A 15272-nucleotide genomic window follows, 5' to 3' on the forward strand; every position below is an offset into this window, starting at 1 on the left:
ACCTGACAGCGCTTCCTGCTGGGGACGGGATGCTGTTCTTGACCTTCAGGTCGCCGTACTGGCTCGGCACGATGTAGGGGCCATAGGTACCGCCACCGCCGGGGTCGACGTGGTTCAACTGCATCCGCGCCGACTGCCGCTCGCTCGCGGCAGCCCTGAGCTGCTCCCACTCGTCCCATGCCATCCCGAAGCCCTTCCTGCGCCCTGCCTCATGGTCAAGTTGGCAACCCGTGGGAGGGAAAGGTTGGGTCATGTCCACTGTGGGCGTGATTGCCCATCGCGGAGGTTCCGTGCGAGCCGGGAACCGTAGGGGCCGGTCCCCGCGTCCGGCGGCAACCGGCTCAGGAACGGGGTCTGCAGGGTTGCCCCTTCTCTCAGCCGGCCGTGAAGCGCCGGTGAGGCGCCTCACGGCCTCGTCGTCGGTCCGGCCGGGGACCACGCGCGTCGACGTCCACCCGGGTCAGCGCCGGCAGGGTAGTTTCTTCGCGTAGGACTCGGCGAACGCGGCCAGGAAGCGCTGCATCCTCTCACCGACATCGCCGTCGGGGTGGGACACGGTGACTTCGAACGAGAACTTCTCCGCCTTGTACTCGGTGTTCGCGCAATCGACCACGGTGAAGGCCTTGTCGTCCGAGAGTGCGAATCTGCCGTCGTCGGTGGAGCGGGTCTCGAACGTCAGCTCCTTACTCGCCGCCTGCTTCGCAGTGGTTCCGGAGGGGCGCCAGACGCCCTCCACCGCGAGCTCGATGTCTCCGTCCACCAGGACGTCGCAGAACTGGCGCGGACTGGGCCCCCCCGATTGCGACTGCTTCACCTGCAGCCTGTCTCCTGCGGGAAGCAGGGCACTCGTCAGCCGTGACGCCACGTTCGCGCCGCACAAGTCCAGCGGCACGGTGTAGTTCGTCTTCTCTCCGGCGGAACACCCGCTCAGCATCAGCCCGACGAGGGCGCCGAGCACAGTGACTCGTCCGGCGCGGATCACGACGCGTCTCCCGCGCTTTGCATCTTCGCCCCAGTGGTGTGTCCCTGATCTGCACCGTTCGCTGCGGCATTGGCAAGGTCGTTGAGCGTGTCGGTGTCCATCCCCTTGGCCCGCGTCGCGATGCCGACAGCGTTCATTGCCGAGTCCCTGGCTGCCTGTCGCCCCGAATCGTACGTACCCGTGGCATCCGCCTCGGCCTGGTTCGACGAGTCCTGTTCGATACTCTTCATGATGGACTCCTGGATATCCTCCGAGGCCCATTCGAGAGGAGCACCGGCAATGGGGACCCGCTCACCGACCTTCTCCAGCCCCATTCCCAGGATGCGGTTCACCCACTTCTGCTTGTCCGCGGCAGCCTCGTTGAATTCCTTGTCCGAAGCCGCGTGGTAGTCGAGAACGGCGTCAGCCCGCGCCTCGCTCATGATGCCCGCGATCACTCCGCCGGGATACGTCGCATCCCTCAGACGGTTCACGTCCGACACGGAGGAGTGACTGGTCCCGTTCATCACTTCATTGACGATGTGCGCCGTCTGCGCCTGTTGTGCCGAGGTGATCGCCGCGTATGCATGCGGGTCCTGGCCGACTTCGGCGAGGAATCGATGAGCTCGCGTCGGATCCAGTTCGGCGGACACGCCGAATGTGGCGAACTGGTCACCCTTCGACTGTGCGACTGACTGCTGGAAGTCGGCCATGTATTCGGCGCTGATGTCTCCGAGACTTCCACGCAAAGCGTAGAGCGGCCCCGTCTCTTCGCCTTCCAGATCGCCGTTCTCATTGTGGCGAATGAGCTCAGGCCGCTGACCGAACTTGTCGACGATGTCGTGCACCAGTTTCGCCCGCGCCTCGGTGTGCCTGATGGCGTCGCCGGTGTCGTCGCTGTCGTAGGGGCGTCCCGTCGTCGCCGATTCCAGCGCGTGGCCCAGGGCCTCGGGGCCGAAGGTCAGGGCCTTCTTGGTCTTGTCCTCATCGGCCAGGACGTTCGTGTCGTTGGTGTCGATCGTCCACTCGAAGTCCTTGTCGGTGAACAGATCGAGGTAGGAGTCGAAGCCCAGGTGACCGCCCTTCTTCACCGTGCCGTCCTCGTTGTACGCGGTCGGCGGCTGGGTGAAGAACTTCTCCGAGGCCTCGGGGCTGTGGCCCAGCGCCTCCAGCACGCTGTTGAGCGGGTCGTTGCCCGTGCCGAGCTTCCCGGACGGGTTGAATCCGTAGAGATCCGGGCTGCCCGCCGGCTTGTTCAGCGCGAAGCGGTACGGGTCCTCCTTGTGGAGCTGGGTGATGTGCTCCGCGATGGGTGTGAGGAACCGCGCGTCGTAGTCGCCGTAGCGGAGCAGGCCGCCGAGCACCTGGTAGCCGTACGGCTTGTTCATCTGCCCCCGCTCCCAGCCGATCTGCTGGGTGCCCAGACGGCGGAACTGGGTGTTCCAGTCGTCCGGCAGGTGGTGCTCGTGGTCCGGGTCGGTGGCGTTCGCCAGCGTGTAGCCCATGACCTTCTGCAGGTCCCGCACCTCGTCGAGCCGCGTCTTCGTCGCATCGGCGCCGGTACCGTCTACGGACATCTCCGCGTAGAACTGCAGCGCCTTCTCCGGCCCGCCGAGCCCCTGGTAGAACTGTGTCGCGAACTCGCCGTCTTTCTCTCGCGAGTTGAACCGCAGCAGCCGGTTGAGCTCGCGCAGCTCCGCGTCGGACATCTTGTCGCCCTTGCGAGCGAGTTCCAGCGCGCGCTCGGCCTCGGCGTCGTTCAGGGACTCGTACTTGCTGTGGCCGGCGTCGTGAGCGTCGTTGCCGTGGCTCCTGGCCAGCGCCCGGGCGATGGAGTCGTCGATCTCCGCGGCGTGCGACAGGATGTCGTTGATCCGGTTCTCCAGCGCCTGCCGGGAGTTCAGCTGCTCCTGCGAACGCTCGTCGCTGTCGCCCCGGATGTGCGGGAAGAAGCAGCGGACCTTGCCGTTCCCGAGGTCCTCGACCCTTACGCCGAGGTGACTCGCGTCCTTCTGCACGGCCTGCCGGATCCGCTTCTGCAGCGAGACGAGTTGCGTGTGACCGTCGTCGAGCACCTGGTAGACGCTGTTCGCCTCTGTGTGGAGGTCCGAGATCTCCTTCACCGTCTTGGTGATGAACTCCCGTGTCACCGTGGCGTTGACGCCGGCCCACTGCGCCGAGTCCGACTTGGCCTGCAGACCCGTGCGGGCGTTGTCCGCCGCCTTCTTGAGACCGTCGACGGTCTTCTTCCAGTCCGCTACGGCCGCACCGAGTCTGCCGAGGTCGACGTCGACGAGATCCGAGTACTTCAGAGTCATCGGCGGTCTCCCTACTTGAAGTAGTCGTTGAGGGCGGACACCGAAACGGCCGAACCGTCACGACCCCGCAGGACGGCGGCGATCTGCGCGTCGTCCGACGCGTGGCGCTTCTTGCTGTAGTCCAAGTGGTTCGAGATGTGCGCGCAGGCCTGCAGGACGGAGTCGACCTGCGACGTCCACACCGAGACGGTGGTCTCCAGGGCGCCGCCGGTGGCGAAACCGTGGGACTTCAACGTTGCCGCCGCCTGCGTGGTCGACCCGGCGTCGCCTTTGCCGGACCCCGCCCCGGCGATGTCGGCCTCGCGCTTGAGTTCGTCGAAGAGGATCCACGCCTCGTGTCCGACGGCACCGAGATCGTCCGCGTGGGCGACCAGGTCACCGGAAGCGCCGCTCCCGCCACCGGGGTCCACATGGTTCAGGCGCATGCCGGTCGACTGCCGCTCGGCCGCCTGGGCCTTGAGCCTGTCCCACTCGTCCCACGCCATGGTGGCCCCTTCCCCGTGTGTCCGCCCGCTGTCCGCGCGGGCGGCCATCGATGTCCCGGTGTCGTGGTGCCTGGTCAAATTAGCAACCCGGAGCGAGCAAAGACCGGGGCACGTCCACCATGAGTGGAATGTCCCGCGCGCACGTCGCGGGGAGCGTCGGGCCCACCGAAGCGGCGGCGCGACGGGGACGGCGACCCCTCCGGCGAACGCGCAGGTCGCGCGGTCACCCGCCTCGGCGGCCGCCTACCGAGTCACCCGGAAGTGTGGAGGTTGCGTAGAAGTCCCCACTGGTTCGGGGGCGGCCCGAGCCTTGCCCCGACGAGCGCCGCGCAGGACGGACCCCCGACGCCCAGGCCCGCGCGGCCCCTCGGGACGGCAACGGCGGATCAGGCGGACCTACATGACGGCTGTGCGTCGTGACGAGGCCGGGACACAGCGGGGTTGGAGCGGTTGCGGGCCCTGACTAGAGTGGTGAACGCGTTGTGAGACCCGACCGGCTTTGCGATCGTGTGCGAAGCGCCCGTCGGCCTCGGACGACGCGTACACGGGGAATCGGGGAGGAATGTCGTGCTTCCGGCAGACATGGTGGGGGGAGTGTCGCCCACCAGGGCAGCGGACTTCGAAGCAAGTGGCGAGGCGCTGGCCAAGTTCGTGAAGCGGGTCGACGCGGTGCTGCACGACCTCGAGGGGTCGGCGGGCAATCCGACGAAGGTCGGCGCGCAGACGATCCGGCTGTCGTCGCTGAGCGCGGCCAGTGAAGCGGTATTCCCCGAGGCGCACCGGCTGTACCAGAATTACGCGACTGTGCACAAAGAGCTCACCGCACTGTCCAAGGTCCTCCATCTGCAGATCGAGGCGATCGGCATCGCCGTACAGGGGGCGGATCACGGCTTCGAGAAGCTCGAAGAGGAGCAGCGACGTCGGTTCTGGACGATTCAGGCTGAGATCAGGCAGATCCAGGGCGCGAAGGAACACGCGAACGACTCGAAGGGCGGCGCGACGCTCTGATGAGTCACGACCACAAGGCCGACCAGCAGCGGATGTCCGGGCAGAACTCGCTGACCGACCTGACCCGGACCGGCGAGCACCTGCCGAGGGGCGACGGGTTGTTCACCAGAATGGTGAACGGCACCTTGCGCGCGGTCGCCCGCCAGAGCCCGTATGCGAAGACGGTGCAGGACAGTACTGACTTCGGCGATACCTCCCTCGGCCTCAACCAACTGCTCGATCTCGTCGAGCAGACCAATCTGGAGGACCTGGCGTCCTCCGGGAAGGCGCTGTGGGACGCGCGCGACGCCATCAAGTCGGCGGCCGAGGAGCTCGCGGGGCACATCGACAACGTCCACTGGGTGGGTGAGGCGGGCGATGCCTTCCGTCAATGGGGCGGAAGCCTGGTCGGCAAGACGCTCGTGCTGAGTGACTTCGCCGGCGGTGCCGGTGACCAGCTCACGGCCGCGGCGGACGGATTGGCCTCTGTGCGCGGAGCGATGCCGTCCCGTGACACTCAGGCGAACCGAAAGCGGCCCCATGAATTCACGCCGACGGAGCGGGCCGCCAACAAGGACGACTACGACGCCGCTGTCAAGGTGGAGAAGGACCGTCAAGAGGCCATCAACCAGATGAACCGGCTGGCGTCCTACTACGCCGTCTCCAACAAGGAGTTGGCGTCTTTGGAAGGGCCCACGTTCGACCCCATGCCCAATGTCGGCGTGCCGGCGCCCGCACAGAGCAAGCATGACGCCGTCCCTCAAGGCGTCGTCTCCGGTGGGGCGTCCGGGTCCGGTGGGACGACTGTGCCGACTCACCACACAGCGGCCACCCCGTCCGTTCATGCCGACGATCACGCCGAGGCGGACAGTCCGACGCCCGTGCGACACCAGGTGACGCAGCCCGCGCACCACATCGTGCCAGCCGTTGCTCCCGTCGGTACCGATCCCGTCGGTACGGGCATCGACAGCGTCGGCACCCTTCCTCCATCCGTGTCCTCGCCTCCGACCGCTCACACTCCGCCCGTCACGGGCGGACCTGCCCCGAGTGGAGGTCACCTCGGCATGTTCGAGGGCGGCCCGGGGGCTCCGCTTCCCTACACCTCAGGCAGAGGTCCTGCTGGATCGGGTGGCTTCCGAACTCCGGCAGCGTACGGGGAGGGGCGCACCGCGGCCTCCGGCCAGAACGCGGCGGGAGCGGGACGTTCCCAGTCCCGGGGCCCCATGAACCAGACGGGGCGCTCCGCGCCGACGAGACAGCCGATGGGCAAGGGCGGCGCACAGGCGGGAGGGAAGTCGTCGCCGACGTCCATGGGCCGAGGCGTCACCGGCGGGACCCCGCGGCCCGGTGGCACTGCAGGACCACGGGGTACCGTCGGCAGGGCCGCGGGCGCCGGGCGCGGGAACGGGGTCATAGGGGGACGTCCCACGACGACATCCGGTGCGGCGGCGAAAGGCGGCGGGTCGAGGATTCCTCGCGGAACCGTCGTCGGCGCCGAGGAAGTCGCCGGTTCCCGGTCGGGATCCGGTCGACCCGGTACGCGTGGTGTCTTCGGATCGCCTGAGTCCGCTGCGAAGCCGCGCACGGGCATGCCTGCGTCCCGAACCGGCGGGGGTGCGACAGAGCCCGTCAGCGGCAGGCCGGCCGGACGCAGCTCCGCCTCCCGGGCCGAGCGCGACGGCATGACACGCGGTGGCACCGGTCTTGTTCGCGGGCCCGCCAAGGGCCAGAAGCGCGAAGACGAGGAGAGCACGGAGGGCGCGCCGCGTCCGGACTACGCGGTCGAAGAGACCGAGACCCATCTGCCCACCAAGTCACGGCGCGACGTGCCGCCGGTCGTCAACTGAGCGCGGACAAGGACTACGAGACGATGAAGTCAGGGACCGGTCGAAGAGCCGAAGGAGCAGCGCTCGGCGGAACGGGCCGCGGACGACGAGTGCGTGCGGTGAGCCTGATCCTCGGAGCCCTTACGGCCCTGAGTACGGGGCTCGCTCCGAGTGCCGCTGCCTACGGTGCCCAGTCGAAGCAGTGGTACCTGAGCCCCATGCAGACCGAGCAGATGTGGAAGATCAGCACGGGCAAAGGCGTGAAGGTTGCTGTCATCGACACCGGGGTCAACCCGGACACGCCTTCTCTGAAGGGACAGGTCCTGGCGGACCAGGTCCCCGAGTCGGTGGCTCACGGCGCCACACAGGACCTGGACGGCCACGGCACGACCATGGCCGAACTGATCGCCGGTACGGGGGCGGGTGGAGGCATCAGGGGTCTGGCTCCCGGCGCGAAGATCGTTCCCTACCATGTCGTCCTCGAAGGTCTGAAGGGCGCGGAGGCGAAGAAGACGCCCGAGCCCTGGGAGGCGATCAGGGCGGCCGCTGACAGCGATGCCAAGATCATCAGCATGTCCTTCGGCGGAGTGCCTCTGCCCCAGGAGGAAGAGGCGGTCGAATACGCCGCCTCCAGGGGGAAGTTGATGGTCGCGGCCGTCGGCAACGCCGGAGGCGGCAATGGCCGGATCGACTATCCCGCTGCCTTCCACTACGTGGTCGGCGTCTCTTCGATGGACGCCTCCGGCACCGTCTCGAAGTTCTCCTCGTACGGGAACTACGTGGACCTGACGGCTCCCGGCGAGGGGATCCCCGGCTGGTGTGACGCCACCTTCCGTTCCTACTGCGACGACCGGAACGGGACCAGCCCGGCCACCGCCATCGCCGCGGCCTCCGCAGCGCTGATCTGGTCCGCTCACCCGGACTGGACCGTGAACCAGGTCACCCGGGCCCTGATCGACACGGCCGGCCGAAGCTGGCCCAAGAACGACCCGAGCAAGTACCTGGGCTACGGGGCGGTCCGGCCGAAGAGCGTCCTCGCGAACCCGAACTACAAGCCGGGTCCGGCCGACGTCGATCCACTCGCCGAGGAGAACGGCGGCGACCTGCTGGCCAAGTCCGGAGCCGTGCCGGCGACACCGCGGCCGTCCGCGTCCGCCTCCGCTTCCGCATCAGCCGCGTCACAAGCCCCGCAAAAGACTACGAGCGGCGGTACATCTGCGGCAGGATCGAACGCGGAATCGGAAACGCACAGTGACAGCAACACCCTGTGGATCGCGTTGGCCGCGGCCGCCGCGGTCGTCGTGACAGGCGGTGGCGGCCTCGCCGTCATGCGCGCGCGACGCGCCAGGTGACGACGTCATCAGCCGTCTGTGGCCCTGCACCCTCGGGGCGGGGCACGCAGCACACGCCCACCGCCGTACGGCACTACGCGGCGGCGGGCGGACAGTTGGACCGTAAGACAGACAGAGAAAGGGGCGGGCTGACATGTCCGACAAGCAGAAACTCGAAGATGCGTCAGTAGTCCACCTGCAGAAGCAGATGGTGGAGAAGTACGACAACATCCGCAAGCGTGTGCACACCCTCCAGGGCGTGATCGACGGCCTCGAGGGCCAGTGGCAGGGCATCGGCCGCGCCGCCTTCGACAAGAAGCAGTTCGAGATCAACACCTCGCTGCAGAACATCGGCAACATCCTCGGCGAGGTCATCGAGGCGATGACCGCGACGCGCAACATCAAGGACAGCAAGGAAGACGAGGTCCGCGCGTCCGTCAACAAGATCGACGTCCACGACGGCGCCCCCACGGTGCAGACGTCCGCCCTGAGCTCCTACTGAGCGGGACAAAAGCTCGCAGACGTCGGCGCAGCGGCTGACGCACCCCACCAGACACACACCAGCGAGACGAGGTAAACAGACATGGCGCACAACGCGGACGGTCTGTCAGTCACTTACAGCGGGCTCGACACCGCGGCCACCCAGCTCGGCAACGAGGCGAGCCAGCTCGAGACGGACCTGGACCAGCTCAGGAAGCTGGTCGTGAGCAGCCTCCACTACTGGGAGGGCGAGGCCCAGAGCCACTTCCACGAGAAGCTGAACCGCTGGGACAAGGAAGCCAACGACATCCACCAGGCGCTGGCCGGCATCGGCCACGTCGTCGCCCAGTCCGGCGGCACGTACATGGAGGGTGACAAGAAGGCGGCCAGCTACTTCCACTAGGAACCGGCCCTACGGAGCAGAACCGGGGTGGGCGCGCGCGGGAGGCGCCCACCCCGCCCTCATGCCTCGGCACCGGGAAAGCGGCGGGGAACACGAACACCCCGGGTTCCGGCGGGGAACACGAACACCCCGGGCACCGGCATGGGTTGACGCGAAGCATCGGCCCGTACAGCGTCGTCACCGGTCGGCAGCCGCGGGACCGCCCCGGCGGTTCCCGCCTGAGCGCCGGCTCCTCGCCCGCAGCGCCGACGGCGACCGCACCGTCCTGCTGCGCACACCGCTGAAACGGGCCGGTCCGCAGCGGATCATGACGGAAGACGAGGTCTAACCGCCGACGCCGGGGGAGCCCTGCGCACGCTCGTCCCGCCGACCGGCGCGGCCGAGGGGACGGCGAAGGCCGTCGCCCAAGCGCTCGTCACCACGCGCACGAGGACCTCGTCCACGGGGTGACGAGTGCCGGTCTTCTGAGCAGACCGGTTCCGACGCCGCCGCCCGCAAGGGCGTTGTGGAGGACCGGGGCGGTCGCCGCCCCGGCCGCCGTCACTGCTCGACCGACCCCACCTGCACCAACGGCCGCCCCTGCCGCCGTGAGACGAACACCCCGCGCCCGGCCGGCATGGGACGGGGCCGCACGTTGGCGAGGACCTCGCCCTCGGCCGGGTCGCCGGCCAGCACCACGCCCTGCGCGCCGAGCTCCTTGATGCGCTGCATGAAGGACTCGTAGCCCGCGCGGCCCGCGCCCGCCGTGGAGCGGGCGATGATGAAGCGCACGCCCACGTCCCGGGCGAACGGCAGGAGTTCGGTGAGGCCGGCCAGCGGGTTGCCGCTGGAGGTGGACACCAGGTCGTAGTCGTCGATGACGACGTACACCGTGGGGCCGCGCCACCAGCTGCGGTCGCGCAGCTGCTCGGGCGTGACGTCCGAGGTCGGGGTGCGGCGCTGCATCAGGTCGGCCAGCGCGTCCATGTGGTGCTGCATCTGGTTCGACATGGGGATGTACTCCGCCAGGTGCGAGGTCGGGGTCACCCCGAGCAGCGAGCGCCGGTTGTCGACGACGAACAGCTTGCAGGTGTCGCCGTCGTAGCGCTCGGTGAGGCGCTGGATGAGCAGCTTCAGCAGGTTCGACTTGCCGGACTCGCTCTCGCCGAAGACGAGGAAGAACGGGTCCTGGTCGAAGTCCACGAAGACCGGTTCGAGGTTGTCCTCGTCCAGGCCGAAGGCGATGCCCCGGTTCGGGAAGCGGTCGCCCGGCGGCAGCTGGGCGGCGGGGAACTCGCGCGGCAGCAGACGGACTTCGGGCGCGCCCGGCTGCTGCCAGTGACGGCTCACCTCGGCGGCCAGCGCGGTCGCCGCGTCCGCCAGGTCCGTGTCGGAGGACAGGCCGTCGATGCGCGGGACACCCGCCATGAAGTGCTGCTTGAGCGGCGTCTGGCCGCGCCCGGGCACGCCCGTGGGCACGTTGGCCGCCACCTTGCGGTCGAACTCGGAGTCCATCGGGTCGCCGAGCCGCAGCTCCAGGCGGTTCATCAGGTGGTCCTTGAGGTTGGAGCGGACCTCCATGGAACGCGACGCGGTCAGGACGAGGTGGATGCCGTAGCCGAGGCCGCGGGCCGCGATGTCCAGGATCAGCGGCTCCAACGCGTCGTACTCGGTGCGGAAGTTGCCCCAGCCGTCGATGACCAGGAACACGTCGCCCCAGGGCTGGTCGGTGACCGAGATGTCGCCCTTGGCGCGGCGGCTGCGGAACTCGGCGATGGAGGAGATGCCCGAGGCGCGGAAGTACTCCTCGCGCCGGGTCAGCACGCCGTACACCTCGGCCGCCGTGCGCCGTACCTTCTCCGGGTCCAGTCGCGAGGCGACGCCGCCCACGTGCGGCAGGCCGGCCAGCGAGGACAGGCCGCCGCCGCCGAAGTCCAGCCCGTAGAACTGCACTTCGTGCGGGGTGTGGGTGAGGGCGAAGGAGGCGACCAGGGAGCGCACCAGCGTCGACTTGCCCGACTGCGGGCCGCCGAGGATCTGCATGTGGCCGGCGGCGCCGCCGAAGTCGACCCAGAGCGGGTCGCGCCGCTGTTCGTACGGCTTGTCGACGAGGCCCACGGGGACGACCAGCCGGCCCGCGGCCTCGTAGCCCGGCTGGGTGAGGCCGCGGCCGGGGACCGGGGCGAGGCCGGGCAGCAGCGAGTCCAGCGACGGCGGGCTGTCCAGTGGGGGCAGCCACACCTGGTGGGCGGCCGGACCCTGCGCCTCCAGCCGCCGCACGATCACGTCGAGCACGGTGTCGGCGAGCGCGTCGTCCTTCTCGTCGGGGCGCGTTTCCTGGCGCTGCCGCGGCACCGGCGCATAGCGCACCGGGACCTCGGCCGCCGTGAACAGGACCGGCCTGCGGTCCACCGGCAGCGGACCGCCGAGCGCGGCGGCCTGCTGCGAGCCCGTGCGGTACACACCGGAGACGTACGCCGCCTTGAAGCGGACCATCTCGTCGGTGCCGAACTTCAGGAAGCCGGAGCCGGGGATGTTCGGCAGCTCGTAGGCGTCGGGCACGCCGAGCGCGGCCCGTGACTCCGCGGCCGAGAAGGTGCGCAGACCGATGCGGTACGACAGGTACGTCTCCAGGCCGCGCAGCCGGCCCTCCTCCAGGCGCTGCGAGGCCAGCAGCAGGTGCACGCCCAGCGACCGGCCGATGCGGCCGATCTGGACGAACATGTCGATGAAGTCGGGCTTGGCGGTGAGCAGTTCGCTGAACTCGTCGATGACCAGGACGAGGGAGGGGATCGGCTGGAGCGGGGCGCCGGCCGCGCGGGCCTTCTCGTAGTCGTGGATGTTGGCGTAGTTGCCCGCGTCGCGGAGCATCTCCTGGCGGCGGTTGAGCTCGCCGCGGATGGAGTCGCCCATGCGGTCCACGAGCGTGAGGTCGTCGGCGAGGTTGGTGATCACGGCGGCGACGTGCGGCAGTTGGGCCATGCCCGCGAAGGTCGCGCCGCCCTTGAAGTCGGCGAGGACGAAGTTGAGGGTCTCGGAGGAGTGGGTCACCGCGAGGCCGAGCACCAGGGTGCGCAGCAGTTCCGACTTGCCGGAACCGGTGGCGCCCACGCACAGGCCGTGCGGGCCCATGCCCTCCTGGGCGGCCTCCTTGAGGTCGAGCATGACGGCCCGGCCGTCCTCGCCCAGGCCGATCGGCACCCGCAGGCGCTCGGCCTGGGCGCGGGGCCGCCAGGTGCGCTTGGGGTCGACGGAGGCGGCGTCGCCCAGGTTCAGCAGGTCGGTGAACTCCAGGTTGGCGAGCAGCGGTTCGTCGTCGTCGCCGCCGGAGGCGACGCGCAGGGGCGCGAGCTGGCGTGCCAGCGCTTCGGCGGCCTCGTACGACAGGACGTCGGGCGTCCCTTCGTAGACCATTCCGTGGGCGGACTCCAGGCGCAGTTCCTGGGGGCGCACGACGACGGACAGGTCGCCGCGGCCGGTGGTGAGTTCGCCGGGCACGACCTCCAGGACCGTCACGCCCTGCAGGCCCTCGGGGGAGGCCAGCAGCGACGTGGGCGGCAGGGAGACGCCGTCGAGGACGACCACCAGATGCGGCTGCTCGGGGACGGGCGGGCCGCCCGGGTGGAAGCGCGGCCGGCCCTGGAGGCGGGCGCCGAGCAGGTCCTCCAGCTCCTGGGGGTCGGTGGTGATCAGACGCCGGCTGCCCGCGCCGTCCGAGACGCCGGGGGCCTGGCTGTGCGGCAGCCACTTGGCCCACTCCCACTCGGGCGTGACGTCCCGGTGGGCCGCCACGGCGACGACCAAGTCCTCGGGGGAGTGCAGGGAGGCGAGGGAGCCGACGAGGGCACGGGTCGTCCCGCGCACGGTCGCCGGCTCGCCGCTGACCGTCACGTGGTAGAAGGCGCGCAGCGAGACCGCCATGGGCAGGTCCTCGACGGTGCCGTGGGTGGCGAGGAAGCGCTGCATGGCGCCCGCGGTCAGCGGCTCCAGCTGGTCCACCGGCGCGGTCTCCGGCGCGAGCAGCTCGGTGGCCAGCGCCTGCGGGCCGAGGCCCACCCGGACCTGGCCGAAGTCCTCGTCGGCGGTGCGCCGCTCCCACACCCTGCTGCCCTCGGCGACCAGCGCCCACAGTTGCTCAGGTGAAGGGTGCAGGTAGTACTGGGCGTCGCGCTGGGCCCTGGCGGCGTCCAGGGCCGCGCGCCGGGTCTGCGACAGGTACCGCAGGTAGTCGCGGCGGATGTCGGCCATCTGGCCCTGGCTGCCGCGGCGGTAGCGCACCAGCATGGAGATGCCCATGGCGACCGTCGAGGCCACCATCACCATGCCCATGATCTTCATGAACGGCTGGGCGTTCGGGTTGAAGAAGAACACCACCGAGCCGCCCATGCCGAGCATGGGCAGCAGCTGCATCAGCGCGCCCTCCTGCTGGCCGCGCGGCAGTTCCGGCGGGGGCTGGAGCACGATCTCGTCCGTGGGCACGTCCTTCGGCAGTGCCCGCGGTGGGCGCTTGACGACGATATGGCTCACTACGCACCAATTCCCTTGCCCGACCGAGGTGTTCTGTCCGCCGCCCCGTGTCAGGCGGACGCCGATCGCGAACCGCGATCCTACTGACAACCGGCGGCGCCGGTGGGCGGTAGGGTGCCGGTGGGGCGTGTGAGCAGTTGCGAATCGGCCCCGCGAAAACGGGCGATTCGCGACGATCGAAGCAGGCGGCCCCCGCGCTTCCCGGGCCGGGCGACTTCGCCGACCGACGCTCGGAAAGTCGCTGCACGAACTCCCGGCGGAACGTGCACACGATCTTCACGGCCGGCGTGTGCGAGGACGCCCCGACCGGCCGCACCACCGACGACGAGGGGGGAACAGCAGGTGAGCATGACGGCCTCCGCGCCGGGCGGCGCCACCACCGGACCCGGCAGCGAGGGACACGCGGCATCGGGCACGGGGCTCGGCTTCTGCCGCGTCACCATCGTGGCGCCCGACAGCCGCATCGACGTGGCCCTGCCCGACGACGTACCGGTCGCCGACCTGTACCCGGAGATCCTGCGGCTCTCCCGGCAGAGCCCGGCAGAGGGCGCCCCCGTCGGCTACCACCTCGTACGCCGAGACGGCACCGTCCTCGACAGCGCCCGCTCCTTCGCCGCCCAGCGCATCCTCGACGGCGAACTGCTCACGCTGCGGCCGTTCGCCGAGTCGCTGCCGCCTGCGGTCTTCGACGACGTCTCCGAGGCGGTCGCCTCCGCCGTCACCCGGGACCGCGCCCTGTGGAGCGGCGACCTGACCCGCGCCGCCGGGCTCGTCGCCGGCGGCGTCCTGCCCGCCCTGCTCGCCTTCGTGGCCTGGAGCTCCGAACTCCGCCACGACATGCACAGCCTCCAGGGCGTCCTCGCCGCGGTCGCCGGCGTCCTCCTGACCACCCTCGCGTGCGTGCGCGCGCGGGTGTACGACGACGCGGGGTCCGCGATCGCCCTGGGCCTGGGCGCCCTGCCGAACATCGCGGTGGCGGGCTCCGGACTGCTCCCGCTCGACCGGGGCGAGGGCATCGGAAGGCTCCAGTTCCTGCTCGCCTGCGCCGCCGTGCTGATCGCCGCCCTGGTGCTCAGCCTGGTCTCGCCCAGCGGCGACGGACCCTTCGTGGCGTTCGTCTTCGCCTCGGCGGTCGGCGTCGTCACCACCTTCGTCGGCATCCTCACCGGCCTCAGGCCCATCGAGACGGCCGCCGTCTGCGCACCCGTCGCGGTGGGCGCGCTCGCCTTCCTGCCCGGGCTGTCGATGCGGTTCGCCCGGCTGCCCATCGGCTTCGAGGCCCCCAACCCGTCGCGGGGCGGCTACGCCGAGACCGAGCCGAACACGCACGAGCCCGTCGACGCCGAGCGCGTCGCGGCCCGCGCCCGCCGCGGCCACGAACTGCTCGTCGGCCTCGTCGGCGGCTGCGCGCTCGTCGCGGTGGGCGCGTCGATCGTCCTCGGCTTCTCCAGCGACGTCTGGGCGCAGCTCCTGGCGCTGGCGACGGGGGTGGCGATGCTCATGCGCGCGAGCCTGTTCCGCTACACCGCCCAGGTCGCCGCCACCCTGGCCGCCGGACTCTCGGCCCTGGTCTTCCTCGGTCTCGGACTGGCGCTGAACCCGCCGTGGGACTACGTCCGCCAGGCCCTCCAGGGCGACACCGCCTCCCTCGACATCCGCAGCGTCTGGCTGGTCGCGGCGATCGCCGTCGCGGCGGCCCTGGTCACCGCCATCGGCCTGATCACCCCGCGCCGCGGCGTCACCCCGTTCTGGGGCCGCTTCCTGGAGATCGCGGAGAGCTTCGTCCTGCTCACCCTGGTCCCGCTCACCCTCGCCGTGTTCGACGTGTACACAACCGTTCGGGCGATGACCAGCTGATACGACCGCACGGTCGGCTCTGTCGGCGCCCGCGGACGCGCAAGACGGACGAAGAGGGGGGGGGCCCGCCCGGGGCGCCCCCCCTACTACACACCCGACCCCCCACCACCCCCCGCCC

Annotated in this window: 10 protein-coding genes; 6 read left to right on the forward strand and 4 right to left on the reverse strand. The window is 70.0% G+C overall.

Annotated elements, in window-relative coordinates:
* Window positions 1-460: 460 nt before the first annotated feature.
* Genes ACH5A8_RS34150 through ACH5A8_RS34160 form a run of 3 tightly spaced genes read right to left on the reverse strand, consistent with a single transcriptional unit; the run spans window position 461 to window position 3764 of the window.
* The gene (locus ACH5A8_RS34150; RefSeq protein WP_399007879.1) at window positions 461-982 is read right to left on the reverse strand and encodes a hypothetical protein; all 522 of its coding nucleotides are present in this window, start codon (window positions 980-982) and stop codon (window positions 461-463) included.
* The gene (locus ACH5A8_RS34155; protein WP_399007880.1) at window positions 979-3279 is read right to left on the reverse strand and encodes a hypothetical protein; all 2301 of its coding nucleotides are present in this window, start codon (window positions 3277-3279) and stop codon (window positions 979-981) included. The genes ACH5A8_RS34150 and ACH5A8_RS34155 overlap by 4 nt, the downstream gene beginning before the upstream one ends.
* An 11-nt stretch (window positions 3280-3290) precedes the next feature.
* Window positions 3291-3764: a hypothetical protein gene (locus ACH5A8_RS34160; RefSeq protein WP_399007881.1), complete on the reverse strand. Its 474-nt coding sequence runs from the start codon at window positions 3762-3764 to the stop codon at window positions 3291-3293.
* A gap of 594 nt (window positions 3765-4358) precedes the next feature.
* Between ACH5A8_RS34160 and ACH5A8_RS34165 the strand changes: the two genes are divergently transcribed.
* The 5 genes from ACH5A8_RS34165 (at window position 4359) to ACH5A8_RS34185 (ending at window position 8791) form a co-directional block, all read left to right on the forward strand.
* Entirely contained in the window at window positions 4359-4772 is a 414-nt protein-coding gene (locus ACH5A8_RS34165; RefSeq protein ID WP_399007882.1) for a hypothetical protein, read from the forward strand.
* On the forward strand, window positions 4772-6598 hold the full coding sequence (locus ACH5A8_RS34170; protein ID WP_399007883.1) for a hypothetical protein: 1827 nt from the start codon (window positions 4772-4774) through the stop codon (window positions 6596-6598). Before ACH5A8_RS34165 ends, ACH5A8_RS34170 begins: the two co-directional genes overlap by 1 nt.
* Before the next feature lie 89 nt (window positions 6599-6687).
* Entirely contained in the window at window positions 6688-7929 is a 1242-nt protein-coding gene (locus ACH5A8_RS34175; protein WP_399007884.1) for a S8 family serine peptidase, read from the forward strand.
* Window positions 7930-8062: 133 nt separating this feature from the next.
* On the forward strand, window positions 8063-8410 hold the full coding sequence (locus ACH5A8_RS34180) for a WXG100 family type VII secretion target (RefSeq protein WP_399007885.1): 348 nt from the start codon (window positions 8063-8065) through the stop codon (window positions 8408-8410).
* Window positions 8411-8491: 81 nt separating this feature from the next.
* On the forward strand, window positions 8492-8791 hold the full coding sequence (locus ACH5A8_RS34185) for a WXG100 family type VII secretion target (RefSeq protein WP_399007886.1): 300 nt from the start codon (window positions 8492-8494) through the stop codon (window positions 8789-8791).
* Between the two features lie 540 nt (window positions 8792-9331).
* Here the strand turns inward: ACH5A8_RS34185 and eccCa are convergent.
* A complete protein-coding gene (gene eccCa, locus ACH5A8_RS34190) occupies window positions 9332-13297 on the reverse strand; it encodes a type VII secretion protein EccCa (protein WP_399007887.1) in 3966 nt (1321 codons plus the stop codon).
* 348 nt (window positions 13298-13645) lie between these two features.
* Here eccCa and eccD point away from each other — a divergent pair, with 348 nt between their 5' ends.
* Window positions 13646-15154 (forward strand): type VII secretion integral membrane protein EccD, encoded by a 1509-nt coding sequence (gene eccD / locus ACH5A8_RS34195; protein WP_399007898.1) that lies wholly within the window; start codon window positions 13646-13648, stop codon window positions 15152-15154.
* Window positions 15155-15272 lie beyond the last annotated feature (118 nt).

This window comes from Streptomyces sp. NPDC018610 (assembly GCF_044391765.1).
Lineage (GTDB): Bacteria > Actinomycetota > Actinomycetes > Streptomycetales > Streptomycetaceae > Streptomyces.